The 13,895-nt window shown below is 40.9% G+C and carries 13 protein-coding genes; 7 read left to right on the top strand and 6 right to left on the bottom strand.

What is annotated here, in order from left to right; all coding sequences use genetic code 11:
- Positions 1-186: 186 nt before the first annotated feature.
- Positions 187-777, bottom strand: coding sequence for a thymidine kinase (locus VJ786_RS05185; protein ID WP_099366938.1), 591 nt, complete (start codon positions 775-777; stop codon positions 187-189).
- Positions 778-931: 154 nt separating this feature from the next.
- On the opposite strand from VJ786_RS05185, the gene VJ786_RS05180 reads away from it, so the two are divergent.
- Positions 932-2,263, top strand: coding sequence for a DUF8457 domain-containing protein (locus VJ786_RS05180; RefSeq protein ID WP_134777002.1), 1,332 nt, complete (start codon positions 932-934; stop codon positions 2,261-2,263).
- Between the two features lie 92 nt (positions 2,264-2,355).
- On the opposite strand, the gene VJ786_RS05175 is transcribed toward VJ786_RS05180, so the two are convergent.
- Positions 2,356-2,847, bottom strand: a complete 492-nt coding sequence (locus VJ786_RS05175; protein WP_134777001.1) for a hypothetical protein — start codon at positions 2,845-2,847, stop codon at positions 2,356-2,358.
- A gap of 114 nt (positions 2,848-2,961) precedes the next feature.
- Between VJ786_RS05175 and VJ786_RS05170 the strand changes: the two genes are divergently transcribed.
- Entirely contained in the window at positions 2,962-3,279 is a 318-nt protein-coding gene (locus VJ786_RS05170) for a YbaB/EbfC family nucleoid-associated protein (protein ID WP_099366941.1), read from the top strand.
- Positions 3,280-3,298: 19 nt separating this feature from the next.
- Entirely contained in the window at positions 3,299-3,982 is a 684-nt protein-coding gene (locus VJ786_RS05165) for a metal-dependent hydrolase (RefSeq protein WP_134777000.1), read from the top strand.
- A 228-nt stretch (positions 3,983-4,210) separates the two neighbouring features.
- On the opposite strand, the gene VJ786_RS05160 is transcribed toward VJ786_RS05165, so the two are convergent.
- Together VJ786_RS05160 and VJ786_RS05155 are read right to left on the bottom strand one after the other, a co-directional pair.
- A complete protein-coding gene (locus tag VJ786_RS05160) occupies positions 4,211-5,071 on the bottom strand; it encodes an N-acetylglucosamine kinase (RefSeq protein ID WP_099366943.1) in 861 nt (286 codons plus the stop codon).
- A gap of 245 nt (positions 5,072-5,316) precedes the next feature.
- On the bottom strand, positions 5,317-7,032 hold the full coding sequence (locus VJ786_RS05155) for an MFS transporter (protein ID WP_134776999.1): 1,716 nt from the start codon (positions 7,030-7,032) through the stop codon (positions 5,317-5,319).
- Between the two features lie 326 nt (positions 7,033-7,358).
- On the opposite strand from VJ786_RS05155, the gene rho reads away from it, so the two are divergent.
- A complete protein-coding gene (gene rho / locus VJ786_RS05150; RefSeq protein WP_134776998.1) occupies positions 7,359-8,858 on the top strand; it encodes a transcription termination factor Rho in 1,500 nt (499 codons plus the stop codon).
- Positions 8,859-8,919: 61 nt separating this feature from the next.
- Positions 8,920-9,612, top strand: coding sequence for a CDP-diacylglycerol--serine O-phosphatidyltransferase (gene pssA, locus VJ786_RS05145; RefSeq protein ID WP_134776997.1), 693 nt, complete (start codon positions 8,920-8,922; stop codon positions 9,610-9,612).
- Here the strand turns inward: pssA and VJ786_RS05140 are convergent.
- Both VJ786_RS05140 and folK read right to left on the bottom strand, forming a co-directional pair.
- Positions 9,591-9,947, bottom strand: coding sequence for an Hpt domain-containing protein (locus tag VJ786_RS05140; RefSeq protein WP_134776996.1), 357 nt, complete (start codon positions 9,945-9,947; stop codon positions 9,591-9,593). The genes pssA and VJ786_RS05140 overlap by 22 nt on opposite strands.
- Complete coding sequence (gene folK / locus VJ786_RS05135) at positions 9,934-10,428, bottom strand: 2-amino-4-hydroxy-6-hydroxymethyldihydropteridine diphosphokinase (RefSeq protein ID WP_134776995.1); 495 nt, start codon at positions 10,426-10,428, stop codon at positions 9,934-9,936. Before folK ends, VJ786_RS05140 begins: the two co-directional genes overlap by 14 nt.
- Positions 10,429-10,503: 75 nt before the next feature.
- Between folK and sppA the strand changes: the two genes are divergently transcribed.
- Positions 10,504-12,273, top strand: coding sequence for a signal peptide peptidase SppA (sppA, locus tag VJ786_RS05130; protein WP_134776994.1), 1,770 nt, complete (start codon positions 10,504-10,506; stop codon positions 12,271-12,273).
- 86 nt (positions 12,274-12,359) lie between these two features.
- The gene (locus tag VJ786_RS05125) at positions 12,360-13,550 is read left to right on the top strand and encodes a phosphoglycerate kinase (RefSeq protein WP_134776993.1); all 1,191 of its coding nucleotides are present in this window, start codon (positions 12,360-12,362) and stop codon (positions 13,548-13,550) included.
- Positions 13,551-13,895: the final 345 nt, after the last annotated feature.

The following is a 13,895-nucleotide window of genomic DNA, read 5'->3' as shown; positions in this document are numbered from 1 at the left end:
GGAACGAAGCAATCTTTCAACCCATGTCATCCTGAGCGAAGTCGAAGGATCTACATTTGGTACCCGTACAGATCCTTCGACGTTGCTCAGGATGACATGAATACAAAGATTGCTTCGTCGTACCTCCTCGCAATGACGTATAATACCTCGCAATGACGAATAATACCTCGCCTTGGCCTATCCAACCTAACAATCCTCATCTTCCAGTCCAAAATAACAGCCCCTGCACCTCGGCTCATATTTATCCTTCTCGCCAAGCAAAACCCTAGCATCATCCAATTGCGTCCGATAAGAATAATTCGCTGGCGCGCCACATTGCACACATACCGCATGCACCTTTGTCACATCCTCTGCTATCGCCATCAAATTTGGTATCGGGCCAAAGGGTTGTCCCAAATAATCCATATCCAAACCCGCTACAATAACCCTGATTCCACGATTCGCCAATTCCTCACAGACATTCGGTAATTCCTCATCAAAGAATTGAGCCTCATCAATCCCCACCACTTTCGTTTCATTACTCAACAACAATATCGCTGAAGAATGGGAAACCGGCGTAGAAGGAATCGCATTGCTATCGTGCGAAACCACTTCATTAGCGCCATATCTAATATCGATTTCCGGTTTGAAAATCTCCACCGGTAATTTGGCAAATTGAGCCCTTTTAAGCCTCCGAATCAACTCCTCCGTTTTTCCAGAAAACATCGATCCACAGATCACTTCGATACTGCCAATACAATCTCTTCTACGGTGGAAATTATGTTCAGAAAATAACATCATAGGACTTCGTTTTGCTTACGAATATCAGAATAAAATCCTATTTTTGATTGAGCATCATCGAATAAAAAATCAAACTTAGTCAAACTCAGTTGGTTTGTTTTTTGTTCATATAGAAGAACAAGATAGAATAATAAAGGATCAAAACAGCATTATGGCTTATAAAGAACAAGATATTTTAGGTAAAATCGGCGACTTATTGGTGGAGATCAATGAGCAGTACGCTTCATTGGATGGGAATCAGATTTCAGGACATCGGACAGAGATCCTTTTATTGGCCGCTCAGGCAAAATATTTGGCAGCACACCTAGATGTATTGGCCAACCTACAAGTAGAAAAGGAACCTCGATTATTGGCTGCTTCACCGGTTTCAAATGAACCTGTGCAAGGGGAGTCTACGAAAGACCAGTCTACAAAAGAGGATTCTTCGAATGTTGAATCTGCAAAAGAGGAAGATACTGTTTTTACACCGGCGGTTCAGGTGGATGAACATGAAGCGGATGATCAACCGGTCGTAAATGAGATTCAGGAAGTGGAGGCTGATGGAAATATTGAAGCAGAAACAGCAACAGAAAACCCAGATGCAGTAAAAACTGAAAAAGAAGAGGTATCGAATAATGATGCTCCTGTGATAGAGGAATACGACGAAGAGATTCCATTCTCCAGTACCTTTGGAGCGAAGAGCAACAAAGAAAATGATGCGGTAGTAGAGGAATATCAAGAGGAAGAAGAAAAAGAACAAACAACGGTGAAATCTGAGGAGGAGGCAAAGGATTCTGAGCAAGATTTAGAAAACCCTGAAGAAGATAATAAGCAGGAAGGGGAAACCGACGCTGATAAAGAAGAATTAGCGGAGGCAAGTACTTCCATAACGGATTCTCTACAATCTCCAGTACATACTTCAAGCTCCAATTACACTTCGGTAAGACCAGCTTATGAAGAAGAAGCTAAGGAAGACTCCAAAGTAGAAGCTAAGGAAGAATCCAAAGTAGAGCCAAAAGAAGAAACAACTCCTGAAAGATCTGCATCAATCTCCTCTGAACCGGTGGTAAACCAGGTTCGCATTGAGGAAAAAGAGGTAAGGATTGAGGAACCGGCGGAAAAAGAGGTGACGTTAAATGATCTTGCCAAACAAGCAGAGGCGAAACCAAGTAGGCCATTGACATTGAACGAACTCATCCAACAACAGAAACGTGCTGGATTGACAAATGTGCAGCAGTTCAATACGTCTGCTAGCCGAGGTTCAGAAACGGTAGTGGATCTTAAAACAGCGGTCAGCTTGAACGATAAGCTCATGTTCATCAAAGATCTTTTCAACGGTTATAGTTTAGCTTATTCCGAGGCGATCGAGCTACTGAACAGGTTTGATAATTTTGCGGAGGCAGATGCCTTTTTGCAGACCAATTATGCGCTTAAAAATAATTGGGCAACCAAACCGCAAACCGTAGAAAAATTATATTCCATCCTAAGAAAGAAGTTCGTTTAACAACGAAGGAAATAAGTTGATCCAATAAAAAGAGGTCGGTCGCCATCAAGCAACCGACCTCTTTTGGTTATTTAAGATGTTAAGTCCTTTGTTTATAGCCCGAATTTCATCCAGTGGTTACCTTCATGCCCATAGATGAAATATTTGGATTGCACGATCTCGGCAAGGATCTCTATATCCTGCAAATAATCTGATCGTTGGGAACCAAAAGCTGGCTTTTGGATAATGTATACCTGATTATTTTCAACAGCCTTGCTTCCTTGGTATTGGGCGCTCAACAAGGTAGGCAACTTACTCAAGAAATCAGGGCTTTCCTGAATGAAAATCAAAATATCAATTTCAGCAAGATCATTTTCCAAACCTGCTTTCCTTCCACCGGCAACAGCCAAGATCTCTTCCAGGTAATCCGGTTCGATCTGCGAAGTGGATAAGTTCTGAATAAGCACTACTGGTCTGCTTTCCATAGGGATGAATTTTAGCTTATGGATAAGGATATTGATCTCCTCTTCGAGGGTTTCGTGTGCTTGTGGGTTGGTAGATGCTAAGTTGTCCGCTAATGCGGTATAATGTTTTAAATGATCCATTCTTGGAAAAAATATTGTTGCTGCAAAGGTAAGCAAGCTCGGCAAAAGAACCTATAAAGATTGTCAAGAATCCTAAATTATTCGTATTTTGGATGTTTTAAAAGATAAAATCATATGTTCGATAAGTTATTTGAAGCGCAACAACGTGCAAAGGAGATTAAAGAGAGATTAGACCATATTTCCGTATCTGGAGATGCTGAGGGTGGTAAAATACGTGTCATTGCAACGGCAAATAAGGAGATCAAGGAAGTGAAGATCGATCCGGAGTTTTTGGCAGAGGCAGATCAGGAAGAATTGGAAGAATTGTTGATCGTAGCGATCAATAAGGCCTTAACCCAAGCTGAGAACATCAGTCAGTCGGAAATGCAGGCAGCTTCCCAAGATCTTTTAGGAGGATTGGGCGGATTAGGGAACTTGTTCGGAAATAAATAATTATTCAAAAGGATTTAAAATGAAATATACCTATTACGGACATGCCTGTTTTGAATTTGATTTCGATGGGACGAAAGTCCTTTTGGATCCTTTCATAACCTATAACCCCATTGCTAAAGAGGTGAAGGCAGAAGATTTGGCTCCAGATTATATTTTCCTAACGCATGGACATGAGGATCATGTGGCGGATATGGTGACCGTTCAGAAGAAGAAGAATGCGACCGTTGCGGCAATTGTGGAGACGGCTAATTGGGTAAAGAACCAAGGTGTGCATGCAGATAAAGTGATTGACTTTAATCTGGGCGGAACTCTTAATTTGCCATTTGGAAAGGTGAAGATGGTTTTTGCGGCGCATTCTAACAGTACGCCTGACGGAAGTTATGGTGGATTTCCTGTAGGATTTGTGTTTATTGTCAAAGGGAAGACTATATATGTATCTGGTGATACAGCTTTGACAATGGAGATGAAGTTATTGGAGAGGTATCAGGTGGATTATGCCTTTTTACCAATTGGCGGACATTATACCATGGATGCGGAAGATGCAGTGATCGCTGCACAGTTTATTAAGTGTAAACATGTGGTAGGAACGCATTTCAATTCTTTCCCACCAATAGAAATTGATGAAATTGCAGTTGAGAAGTTATTCAGTGAAGCTGATGTGGATTTGACTTTGCCAGAGATTGGCAAGAGTTATGAGTTGTAAATAAACGTCATTGCGTGGCACGAAGCAATCTAAAAACGTCATTGCGTGGCACGAAGCAATCTAAAAACGTCATTGCGAGGGACGAAGCAATCTTTCGATTAGTGTAAAGATTGCTTCGTCCCTCGCAATGACGTTTTCCTCGCAATGACGTTTTCCTCGCAATGACGTTTTCCTCGCAATGACGTTTTCCTCGCAATGACGTATATAAAGACTAAACTATGCTGCTTATTAAGCGATGCTTTTAGATCTATTGATATGGAATTGTACCAAATCATCAATAGGCGAGCGTAGGATCTTACCCACTTTCATCCCATATTGATCTGCTTTTTCTTCCAGAACATTTCTGAAATTATACCCAACCGAACCAATACAATTAAATGTATACGATTGGTAATCTGGATATTTACTCACCAAATTGTTAAAGAAAGCTTCAAACGCATCATCAACAATCTTACGTGTATATTGAATATTTACATTATTATCATAAACAAATTTACTGAAGCTTGCGCAGAAACGGTTTGCTAAAGGTTTCGTATAAACATTGTCCATAATCTCATCTGGAGTCAGTTTATAAGTTTCATAGAACACATCAGAAACATCCTTAGGCATAAGACCACGGATAAAATCTGTCAATAGTTTTTTTCCGATGTAGCTACCACTACCTTCATCTCCTAAAATATAAGCTGCAGAATCAATGTTATGGGTGATATCTTTACCGTCGTAAATACAAGTATTGGTACCGGTTCCTAAGATGGCCGCAAATCCGGCCTCTGTACCCAACAGCGCACGAGCAGCTGCCAATAAATCATGTCCTACTTCAACCTTTGCATTTGGAAACACCGCTTGAATGGCTTCTTCCACAATCTTCGCTTTCTCCTCGTTATGTACCCCCGCACCATAATAATTGACCTCGGTGATCTTATCGTATGGAATATCCTGTGGTAAACCTTTCTTTAGGGATGCAACAATGTAATCGCTATCTACAAAATATGGGTTGTAACCTTCGGTGTTGAAATAGATCTTTTTATTAGTATCATCTAACAAACACCAGTTTGTTTTTGTAGACCCTCCATCTGCAATTATTATCATTATTTAATAGTTTTAAAATTAAGTAACTTGTTTTTACGTTTTACAATGGTAATTTTTACTGTATTGTTCCCAAAATACGGGATTTATTACTAAAAATAAGAATTTTTATTGGATATAATCAAAAATTTTGAAGCCCTTTGACTGCTGATTTTAAGCAATAAGCTCATAATTTTTTGATTATGAGCTTATTAACAAAGTGTAAAATTAATATTTACTTAGTGTATATTTTACAATTAGATGGGCGATTAATGCCCAGCTTCTGCTTCAATCTCATCCATATTTATCCCTTGCTTGGTCAAGAAGTTTTTAACCAAGATCGCAAACAGGATAATATAGGCAAATCCAATAACCGGAATAATATAAGAGTTGTGGATACCAATGATATCGGAAAGTTTTCCTTGGATAGGAGGAATGATACCTCCACCTAAAATCATCATCACCAAGAATGCGGATCCCTGTTCGGTATATTTTCCCAATCCCTGAATGGACAGACTGAAAATCGATCCCCACATAATGGAACAAGCCAATCCACCTGCAAGGAATGAATAGATGGCAATCGTACCTGAAGTCATCAATCCAACCACCATCGCCACAAGACCGAATGTTCCAAAAATAATCAAGGTACGTACCGGTTTTTCCTTACTGATCAGGAAGGCAACGATCTGAATAGCGACACAAACGATATAATAATATAATACCGACATATCAAACCCTGCTAAGGCATTTACACCAATAATGACGCTAAATGCGATAAGAGGGACAATAATGGTCAGCATTTGTTTTTTGGATTTTGTCAGGTTGAATGCAGAAATCGCACCAGCCCAACGGCCGATCATCATTCCGCCCCAATACATCGATACATAAGGCGTGATCTGTGAAGATTGCAGACTTCCGAATTCTTCCAAAGTCAATAATTCCCCTAGATTACTTCCGATAGCCACTTCGATACCTACGTAGACAAACAATGCCAACATCCCCAATACCAATTGTGGGTATTTCATGGCACCCCATCCGGCCGGGTTTTTCTTAGCACTACCATAGGCGAACAATAAGCCCACAACCACGACCAATAGGGCTCCTAATAACCAGAACATGCGTTTCAGTTCCAAGGAATGTGATAGCATTTCCAATTCAAAAGCTGGGCCTGCATCCCGGCTGGTTTTCACCACTTCCTTTAGGTTCTCGATCTGCAGCGCTTCTGCTGAATTATAACTGGTGAATACAGGAATGAACGCACATAACAACAGAATGGTCATGATAACCAGCGTTGTTCTCGCCTTATTGGCGGCTTCCATCGGTTCCAGGTTATATCCTGCAGGTACTTTCTTGGAGAAATGGAATAGGCCAGCAGCTAATATGAACAATAGTCCTACTCCCACGTATAGATATACCACTTTATTCAAGGGTAAGCTGGCGATCTGGCTGTCTGAAACCGTCTCAAAGGTGCCAAATAATGCAAAACCTATGATCAAGGGACCGATTGTAGTACCGAGAGAATTGATACCACCACCAAGGTTCACCCGGGAAGCTCCCGTTTTAGGATCACCCAACAGAACGGCAAATGGGTTTGCAGCCGTTTGCTGAAGGGAAAAACCTAAGGCTACAATAAACAAACCGATCAACATTCCCACATATACATTGACCTCCACAGCCACGATCATGGCCGCTGCGCCCAAAGCCGAGAACAGCAACCCATAAACGATACTCCGTTTATAGCCCCATTTTCCGACAAGGTCCTTTCCGGAGATCGTACCGAAGATAAATAGGAGCAAGGCACCTATATAATAAGCCGTATAAAAGGCAAAGTCGATCAATTGGGATTGAAACTGATCGAGGTGGAAATAATTTTTACAAAAGGGGATGAAAACACTATTTCCGGCGGCTATAAAGCCCCAAAAAAAGAACACCACAATGAGGGTGTATAGTGCTGGGTAATTGGTGTTTGTTTGTTGGTTATTCATATCAAATAGCGTTGATTTATGATTATCTACCTACAAATAAAGAATTAATTTTTGATTTTTCTCAAAAATTTAACGGATGCTAAAACATTTTACTAAATGAATTTGTATTAGAAATTGGTAAAAGTGGGAAAAAAAACCTATTTTTCTTTTGAATTTACATTTTATCTTTTTTACTTTGTGGCGGTTCTAAAAATTGTCTTTCATCAGGGTAAAAGGAAAATCACTTAAAGGATCGTCAGTTACCTGACTTCAAGTCTTAGAATAGCGAAGTCCTGAAAGATAAATTTCAATAAAAATAAAAATCCTATAAATCATAGAATAAATTAATGGATATTAATGAATTGAATACGAAACTCGTGTCTGAATTGCGCGAGATCGCTAAAGTTCTTGGTATTGCCGATGCTGAAAAGCTTAGGAAGCAAGAATTGATTGATCGTATTAGTGTAATAGCCCAAGAGGCACAAAAAGGAACAGCTGAAGAAGCACCTGTTCATGAAGATGCGGATGTGGACGCAAGTGGTGAAAGACCTAGAAAGCGAATGCGCACGGTAAAGACGGCTGAACCAGTAGCCGTAGGTCGTAAGAAATCACCTGAAGAAGATCAACCGAAGATCGAATTCCCAACTACACCTTCCGAAAAAGAACCAGCTGAACCTCAGAAGCCATCAGTTCCGGAACAAACACAAAAACCAGCAGCAAACCCTACAGACTTCGACAATGTCATTGTTAATGAAGGTGTATTGGAAATCATGGCTGATGGATATGGTTTCCTAAGATCTTCTGATTATAACTACCTGACTTCACCAGACGATATCTATGTTTCCCAGTCGCAGATCAAATTATTCGGATTGAAAACTGGAGATAATGTACGTGGGTGTATCCGTCCGCCGAAAGAAGGCGAGAAATATTTCCCATTGGTACGTGTAGAAGCAATCAATGGTCAAGATCCGGCCGAAGTTCGCGATCGTGTACCGTTTGATTACTTAACACCACTTTTCCCGGATGAAAAATTGAATTTGGATTTAGGTCCAGGCAATTATTCTACCCGTATCATGGATCTTTTCACACCGATCGGTAAAGGTCAGCGTGGATTGATCGTAGCACAACCGAAAACAGGTAAAACCAACTTGTTGAAGGAAGTGGCAAATGCCATTGCTAAGAACCACCCAGAAGTTTATTTGATTATCCTTTTGATCGATGAGCGTCCGGAAGAGGTAACCGATATGGCGCGCAGCGTACGTGCGGAAGTGGTTTCATCAACTTTTGATGAACCGGCAGATCGCCATGTAAAGATTGCTAACATCGTATTGGAAAAAGCTAAACGTATGGTCGAGTGTGGACATGATGTGGTTATCCTATTGGATTCCATCACCCGCCTTGCCCGCGCATACAATACTGTGGCTCCTGCATCAGGAAAAATCCTATCAGGTGGTGTGGATGCTAACGCGCTCCACAAACCAAAACGTTTCTTCGGTGCTGCCCGTAACATTGAGAACGGTGGTTCATTGACGATCTTAGCTACCGCATTGACAGAAACTGGTTCTAAAATGGATGAGGTTATCTTTGAAGAATTTAAAGGTACAGGTAACATGGAACTTCAATTGGATCGTAAATTATCCAATAAACGTATCTTCCCAGCGATCGATCTTACAGCATCTAGTACAAGACGTGATGACTTATTGGTTGACCGTGAGGAACTACAACGTCTATGGGTATTGAGAAACCACTTAGCGGATATGAATTCTCAGGAAGCTATGGAGTTTTTATTGACCCAAATGCGTGGTACCAAATCGAATTCCGAATTTTTAATTAGTATGAATGGTTAAAAAACCATGAGAAATTGATATTTTTAAGCCATCTTTGTTACAAAGATGGCTTTTTTTATTTATGAAGAAATATATCCCCAATACCATAACGTCCCTCAATTTATTCTCCGGATGCATTGCTGTGCTGTTCGTTCTGAAAGGAGAATTTAATTATGCTTTTTATTGCGTATTGGCATCTGGGATATTTGATTTTTTCGATGGTATGGTGGCTCGCGCACTCCATGTAAAATCGCTGATAGGAAAGGAACTGGACTCTTTGGCAGATGTGATCAGTTTCGGGTTTGTACCGGGGGTGATTATGTATATGATGTTGAAAAACGCTACAGATCAAGAATACCTGCCCTATATTGGCTTTATTATTACAGTTTTCTCAGCTTTACGCCTGGCGAAATTTAATATTGATACCCGCCAAACGACCGATTTCATAGGCGTGAACACCCCAATGAACACCTTTGTGATCATCTCCCTTCCCTTTATTGCCCAACAATACCAAATACTGAACAACGCTTACCTATTGATAGGCATAGCGATCGTATCCAGCCTACTTTTGGTATCTGAAATTAAATTGTTCTCGATGAAACTGAATAGCTTGAAATGGTCTGTGAACAAATACAAATACCTATTTCTGATCGTTAGTGTGCTATTATTGGTTTGGTTAAGTTTTCTGGCCTTACCGTTAGTGTTGTTGATCTATATCCTCTTTTCCTTTATCCATTTTTCGTCGGAGAAAAATCAGGAAAGGGTAGAGGCATAATCTTCGAGCTCCTCCATGGCTTCCTTGAAGTCTCTTTCCATAATCGTGAAATGGCTTTTCAAGGCAGTGTAAGCCGCGCCTGATGTCACCAAGTTTTCCAATTCCTGGAACTGGTATCTTAGACTGCTTGCGCCAATGTATTCCATGGTCGGTTTGATATGATGGGCTTTGGATTTGATTCCCGCGAAATCCTTGTTTTCCACCAGCTTTTGAAGAGCCTTAAAATCCTCCTTACCCTGTCCCAAAAACATGGAAATCATTTGTTTTATCACTTCTGTATTATTCATCATATTGCTTTGAATAATATCAGCGTCGATAATATTATAGGTGTTCATGAATGTGTTTTTTAACTGTTAATGTGTCTTTAGACTCCAATAATAAGGTTTTGTTTATTTTCTTTAAAACCGGATGAAGATATTGTGGAGAAATTTCGACCAAAGGCACCAGGGTAAAATTGCGTTCTTGGATATAGGGATGTGGTAATTTCAGTCTTTCCGTATTAATTATTTCCTCGTTGAAATAGAGTAAATCGATGTCAATTACACGTGAGCCCCATTTTTTTAAGCGAACCCGACCTAGGTCACGCTCAATGTCCAAGGCGATGTCCAAACATTCCATGGCCGAATACGCAGTGGATACGGCTAATACCTGATTTAAAAATACAGGCTGATCAGTTACTCCCCAGGCCTCCGATTCATAAATGCTGGATTGAAGTTCAATGCTACCGATACGTTCCTCAATTTCCAGCCTTGCAGCAGCCAGTTGCTGCCAAGGATCACCTATGTTTGCACCCAACAAAATGTATACTCGATTCATGCGTTTAATATAGGAATAGTTATTAGGAAAGTTGGAATAATAACTTATTTTTACTGACGCTAAAGCATAACATGTATGAGATCATTTTTTAAGTATGTATTAGCCACGATCACCGGTATTATTATTAGTTCCATTATTTTATTTTTTATCGTTATTGGAATAATTGGCGCCATGGTGAGTTCTGTTGGCACAAAATCAGAAACTATTACCCCGAGCAATGCCGTGCTCATGATCAATCTGGATCATACCATAACCGAAAAAACGGAGCCCAATCCTTTCGAGGGGCTGGATGTTCCTGGTTATTCCGGTACGCGCAGCATTGGCTTGAATGATATCCTTTCCAGGATCAAAGCCGCTAAAGAAGATGCAAATATCAAAGGGATTTATTTGAATGTTGCAGGCGTTAATGCGGGGTTTCCTACTGCTAAAGCCATTCGAGAAGCCATTGTAGATTTTAAAGAATCAGGAAAATTTGTACTCGCGTTCAGTGATGTAATGAGCCAAAAAGGATATTACATGAACAGTGTAGCCGATGAAATCTACCTAAATCCGCAAGGAAGTTTGGATTTTCGCGGGCTAGCGACTTCGGTGATGTTCTTTAAGGAAGCCATGGAAAAGCTGGGTGTAGATATGCAGATCCTGAAGGTGGGAACTTATAAAAGTGCGGTGGAACCTTTTATGATGAACAGTATGAGCGAAGCGAATAAAGAACAGGTGAATTCCTACTTAGGAAGTATCTATAATACCTTTTTACAGGACATCTCCAACAGCAAAAAGATCACCGTGGATAGCTTGAAGCATATTGCTGACGGATATCTGATCCGTGAACCGGAGGATGCCAAGAAATATGGTTTTGTTAATGGTCTGTTATATAAAGATGAGGTCTTGGCAAAATTGCGTGGAAAATTAGGGATCGATGCGAAAAAGGATGTTCCTTATGTCTCGATCTTGGATTATAATAATAAAGCTGATGCAGGCGAAGCAGGTGCTAGCCGTGTGGCGGTATTGTATGCTTATGGCGAGATTGTAGATGGCGAAGGGATGGAAGGTCAGATTGGGGGAGATAAAATATCTCGAGAACTTCGGGATCTCCGCACGGATGATCGGGTTAAAGCGATCGTTTTGCGGGTAAATTCACCAGGTGGTTCGGCATTGGCATCAGAAAATATCTGGCGCGAAGTGGATCTGACCAAAAAGGTAAAACCTGTGATTGTTTCCATGGGTGATTATGCCGCATCGGGAGGGTATTATATTTCAGCAGCAGCAGATTCTATTTTTGCTGATCCGACGACTTTGACTGGCTCTATTGGGGTGTTCGGAATGATCCCGAATATGCAGAAGCTGTTCAATGATAAATTAGGGATCCATTTTGATGCGGTGAAGACAGCTAAATTCGCAGATATGGATGTCGATATGGATAGACCACTAACGGAAGAGGAAAAAAGTATCATTCAAGGTGGGGTGAACAAGATCTATCAGGTTTTTATGAAACGTGTGGCTGATGGTCGTAAAATAGATGTTGCCTATGTGGATAGTATCGGGCAGGGACGTGTATGGACTGGGGAACAGGCAGTTAAGTTAAAGCTGGTGGACCGCGTAGCTGGGTTGGATGAGGCTATTGAAGCCGCTGCAAAAAAGGCGAAACTGGATAATTACCGTGTTTCCGAATACCCTCGAGCGAAAGAACCATTTGCCAATCTATTATCCACCTCCAAAGAAAAAATCAAGATGTGGATGCTGGAGGATGAGATGGGTGATTATGTGAAATACCTCACGGAAATTAAAAAAATTACGAAGCGGTCTGGAATACAGGCACGAATACCTTATTTGGTAGAAATATATTAAACTAAAAAGGCGTTGACTATCGTTTTGGGTTCAACGCCTTTTTTATATCTTTAGACACGAAAATCAACCGGAAATAAAAAAATATCATGAAAACAGTAGACGATTTGAATTTTAAGGACAAGAAAGCATTGGTGAGAGTAGACTTCAATGTGCCTCTTGATGACGACTTTAATATTACAGATGATAACAGGATTCAAGGGGCATTGCCGACCATCAAGAAAATCTTAAAGGATGGTGGTTCTGTGATCTTGATGTCCCATTTAGGTAGACCAAAAGAAGGTCCTACCGATAAATATTCCTTGAAACATATTGTTAAGCACCTATCGGAAGTGTTGGGTGTAGAAGTTCAGTTTGCTGATGATTGCATTGGGGAGCAGGCAAAGGAAAAAGCTGCAGCATTAAAACCTGGAGAAGTGCTTTTGTTGGAAAACCTTCGTTTTCATAAGGAAGAGGAAAAAGGAGATAAGGATTTTGCTAAGAAATTAGCTGAACTTGGGGATGTGTATGTGAATGATGCTTTTGGAACTGCGCACCGTGCGCATGCTTCAACAGCTATTATTGCGGAGTATTTTCCAGGAAATAAATTTGTTGGATACCTGATGTCCAATGAAATCAATAATGCGGAGAAGGTAATGAACAAGCCTGAGCGTCCGTTTACAGCGATCATGGGTGGTGCGAAGGTTTCCGATAAATTGGAACTGATCGAAGCCTTGTTGGATAAAGTGGATAATTTGATCATTGGTGGTGGTATGGCTTATACCTTTATCAAGGCTCGTGGTGGTGAGATCGGTAAATCCATTGTAGAATTGGATAAGTTGGATCTGGCGAATGAATTGGTGAAGAAAGCGGATGAAAAAGGGGTGAATTTGGTGTTGCCAACAGATGCGCAGATTGCAGATCGTTTTGCGAATGATGCGAAGGTGTATGATGGTCCGATCGATGAGATTCCAGCTGATTTACAAGGATTGGATATTGGTAAGGAGTCTTCAGAACATTTCTTTGATGTGATTATGGCATCGAATACCTTGTTGTGGAATGGTCCAATGGGTGTTTTTGAGATGGAGACATTTGAGAAGGGAACACGTGCTGTGGCGAATGCGGTTGTAGCAGCTACAGAGCGTGGTGCTTTTTCTTTGATCGGTGGTGGTGATTCTGCTGCAGCGATATCGAAATTTGGGATGACGGAGCATGTGAGCTATGTAAGTACCGGTGGTGGTGCTTTATTGGAATATATGGAAGGGAAGACCTTGCCAGGTGTGAAGGCGATAATGGATTAGAAAGGTTTTTGGGAGGGGCTCTCTGGCATTGCGAGCTCCGCGTCATTGCGAGGAATTCCGGGTCATTGCGAGGAACTCCGCGTCATTGCGAGGAACTCCGCGTCATTGCGAGGAACGAAGCAATCTTCCCACATGCCATGCTGAGCGTAGTCGAAGCATCTGTTCGTATGTAACCGTACAGATCCTTCGACTGCGCTCAGGATGACAATAGTCCAAAGTCAAATTCCAAAGCAAAGTCCAAAGATTGCTTCGTCGTACCTCCTCGCAATGAACTGTGTATATATCCAAATAATAAATTAAATTTTCTCCAAATAATATTCTGATTAGGCCGCTTTTGCGATGTAG

The sequence above is a fragment of the Sphingobacterium tenebrionis genome, assembly GCF_037126265.1.
Classification (GTDB): domain Bacteria; phylum Bacteroidota; class Bacteroidia; order Sphingobacteriales; family Sphingobacteriaceae; genus Sphingobacterium; species Sphingobacterium tenebrionis.
Note: the sequence above shows the minus strand (reverse complement) of the source record. Positions and strands in the feature narration are given on the sequence as shown.

Coding starts and splice junctions, on each gene's coding strand:
- VJ786_RS05175 (WP_134777001.1), bottom strand. CDS start 2,847: ATGGATCATTTAAAACATTATACCGCATTAGCGGACAACTTAGCATCT.
- sppA (WP_134776994.1), top strand. CDS start 10,504: ATGAGATCATTTTTTAAGTATGTATTAGCCACGATCACCGGTATTATT.
- pssA (WP_134776997.1), top strand. CDS start 8,920: ATGAAGAAATATATCCCCAATACCATAACGTCCCTCAATTTATTCTCC.
- folK (WP_134776995.1), bottom strand. CDS start 10,428: ATGAATCGAGTATACATTTTGTTGGGTGCAAACATAGGTGATCCTTGG.
- VJ786_RS05155 (WP_134776999.1), bottom strand. CDS start 7,032: ATGAATAACCAACAAACAAACACCAATTACCCAGCACTATACACCCTC.
- VJ786_RS05140 (WP_134776996.1), bottom strand. CDS start 9,947: ATGAACACCTATAATATTATCGACGCTGATATTATTCAAAGCAATATG.
- rho (WP_134776998.1), top strand. CDS start 7,359: ATGGATATTAATGAATTGAATACGAAACTCGTGTCTGAATTGCGCGAG.
- VJ786_RS05185 (WP_099366938.1), bottom strand. CDS start 777: ATGTTATTTTCTGAACATAATTTCCACCGTAGAAGAGATTGTATTGGC.
- VJ786_RS05180 (WP_134777002.1), top strand. CDS start 932: ATGGCTTATAAAGAACAAGATATTTTAGGTAAAATCGGCGACTTATTG.
- VJ786_RS05125 (WP_134776993.1), top strand. CDS start 12,360: ATGAAAACAGTAGACGATTTGAATTTTAAGGACAAGAAAGCATTGGTG.
- VJ786_RS05170 (WP_099366941.1), top strand. CDS start 2,962: ATGTTCGATAAGTTATTTGAAGCGCAACAACGTGCAAAGGAGATTAAA.
- VJ786_RS05165 (WP_134777000.1), top strand. CDS start 3,299: ATGAAATATACCTATTACGGACATGCCTGTTTTGAATTTGATTTCGAT.
- VJ786_RS05160 (WP_099366943.1), bottom strand. CDS start 5,071: ATGATAATAATTGCAGATGGAGGGTCTACAAAAACAAACTGGTGTTTG.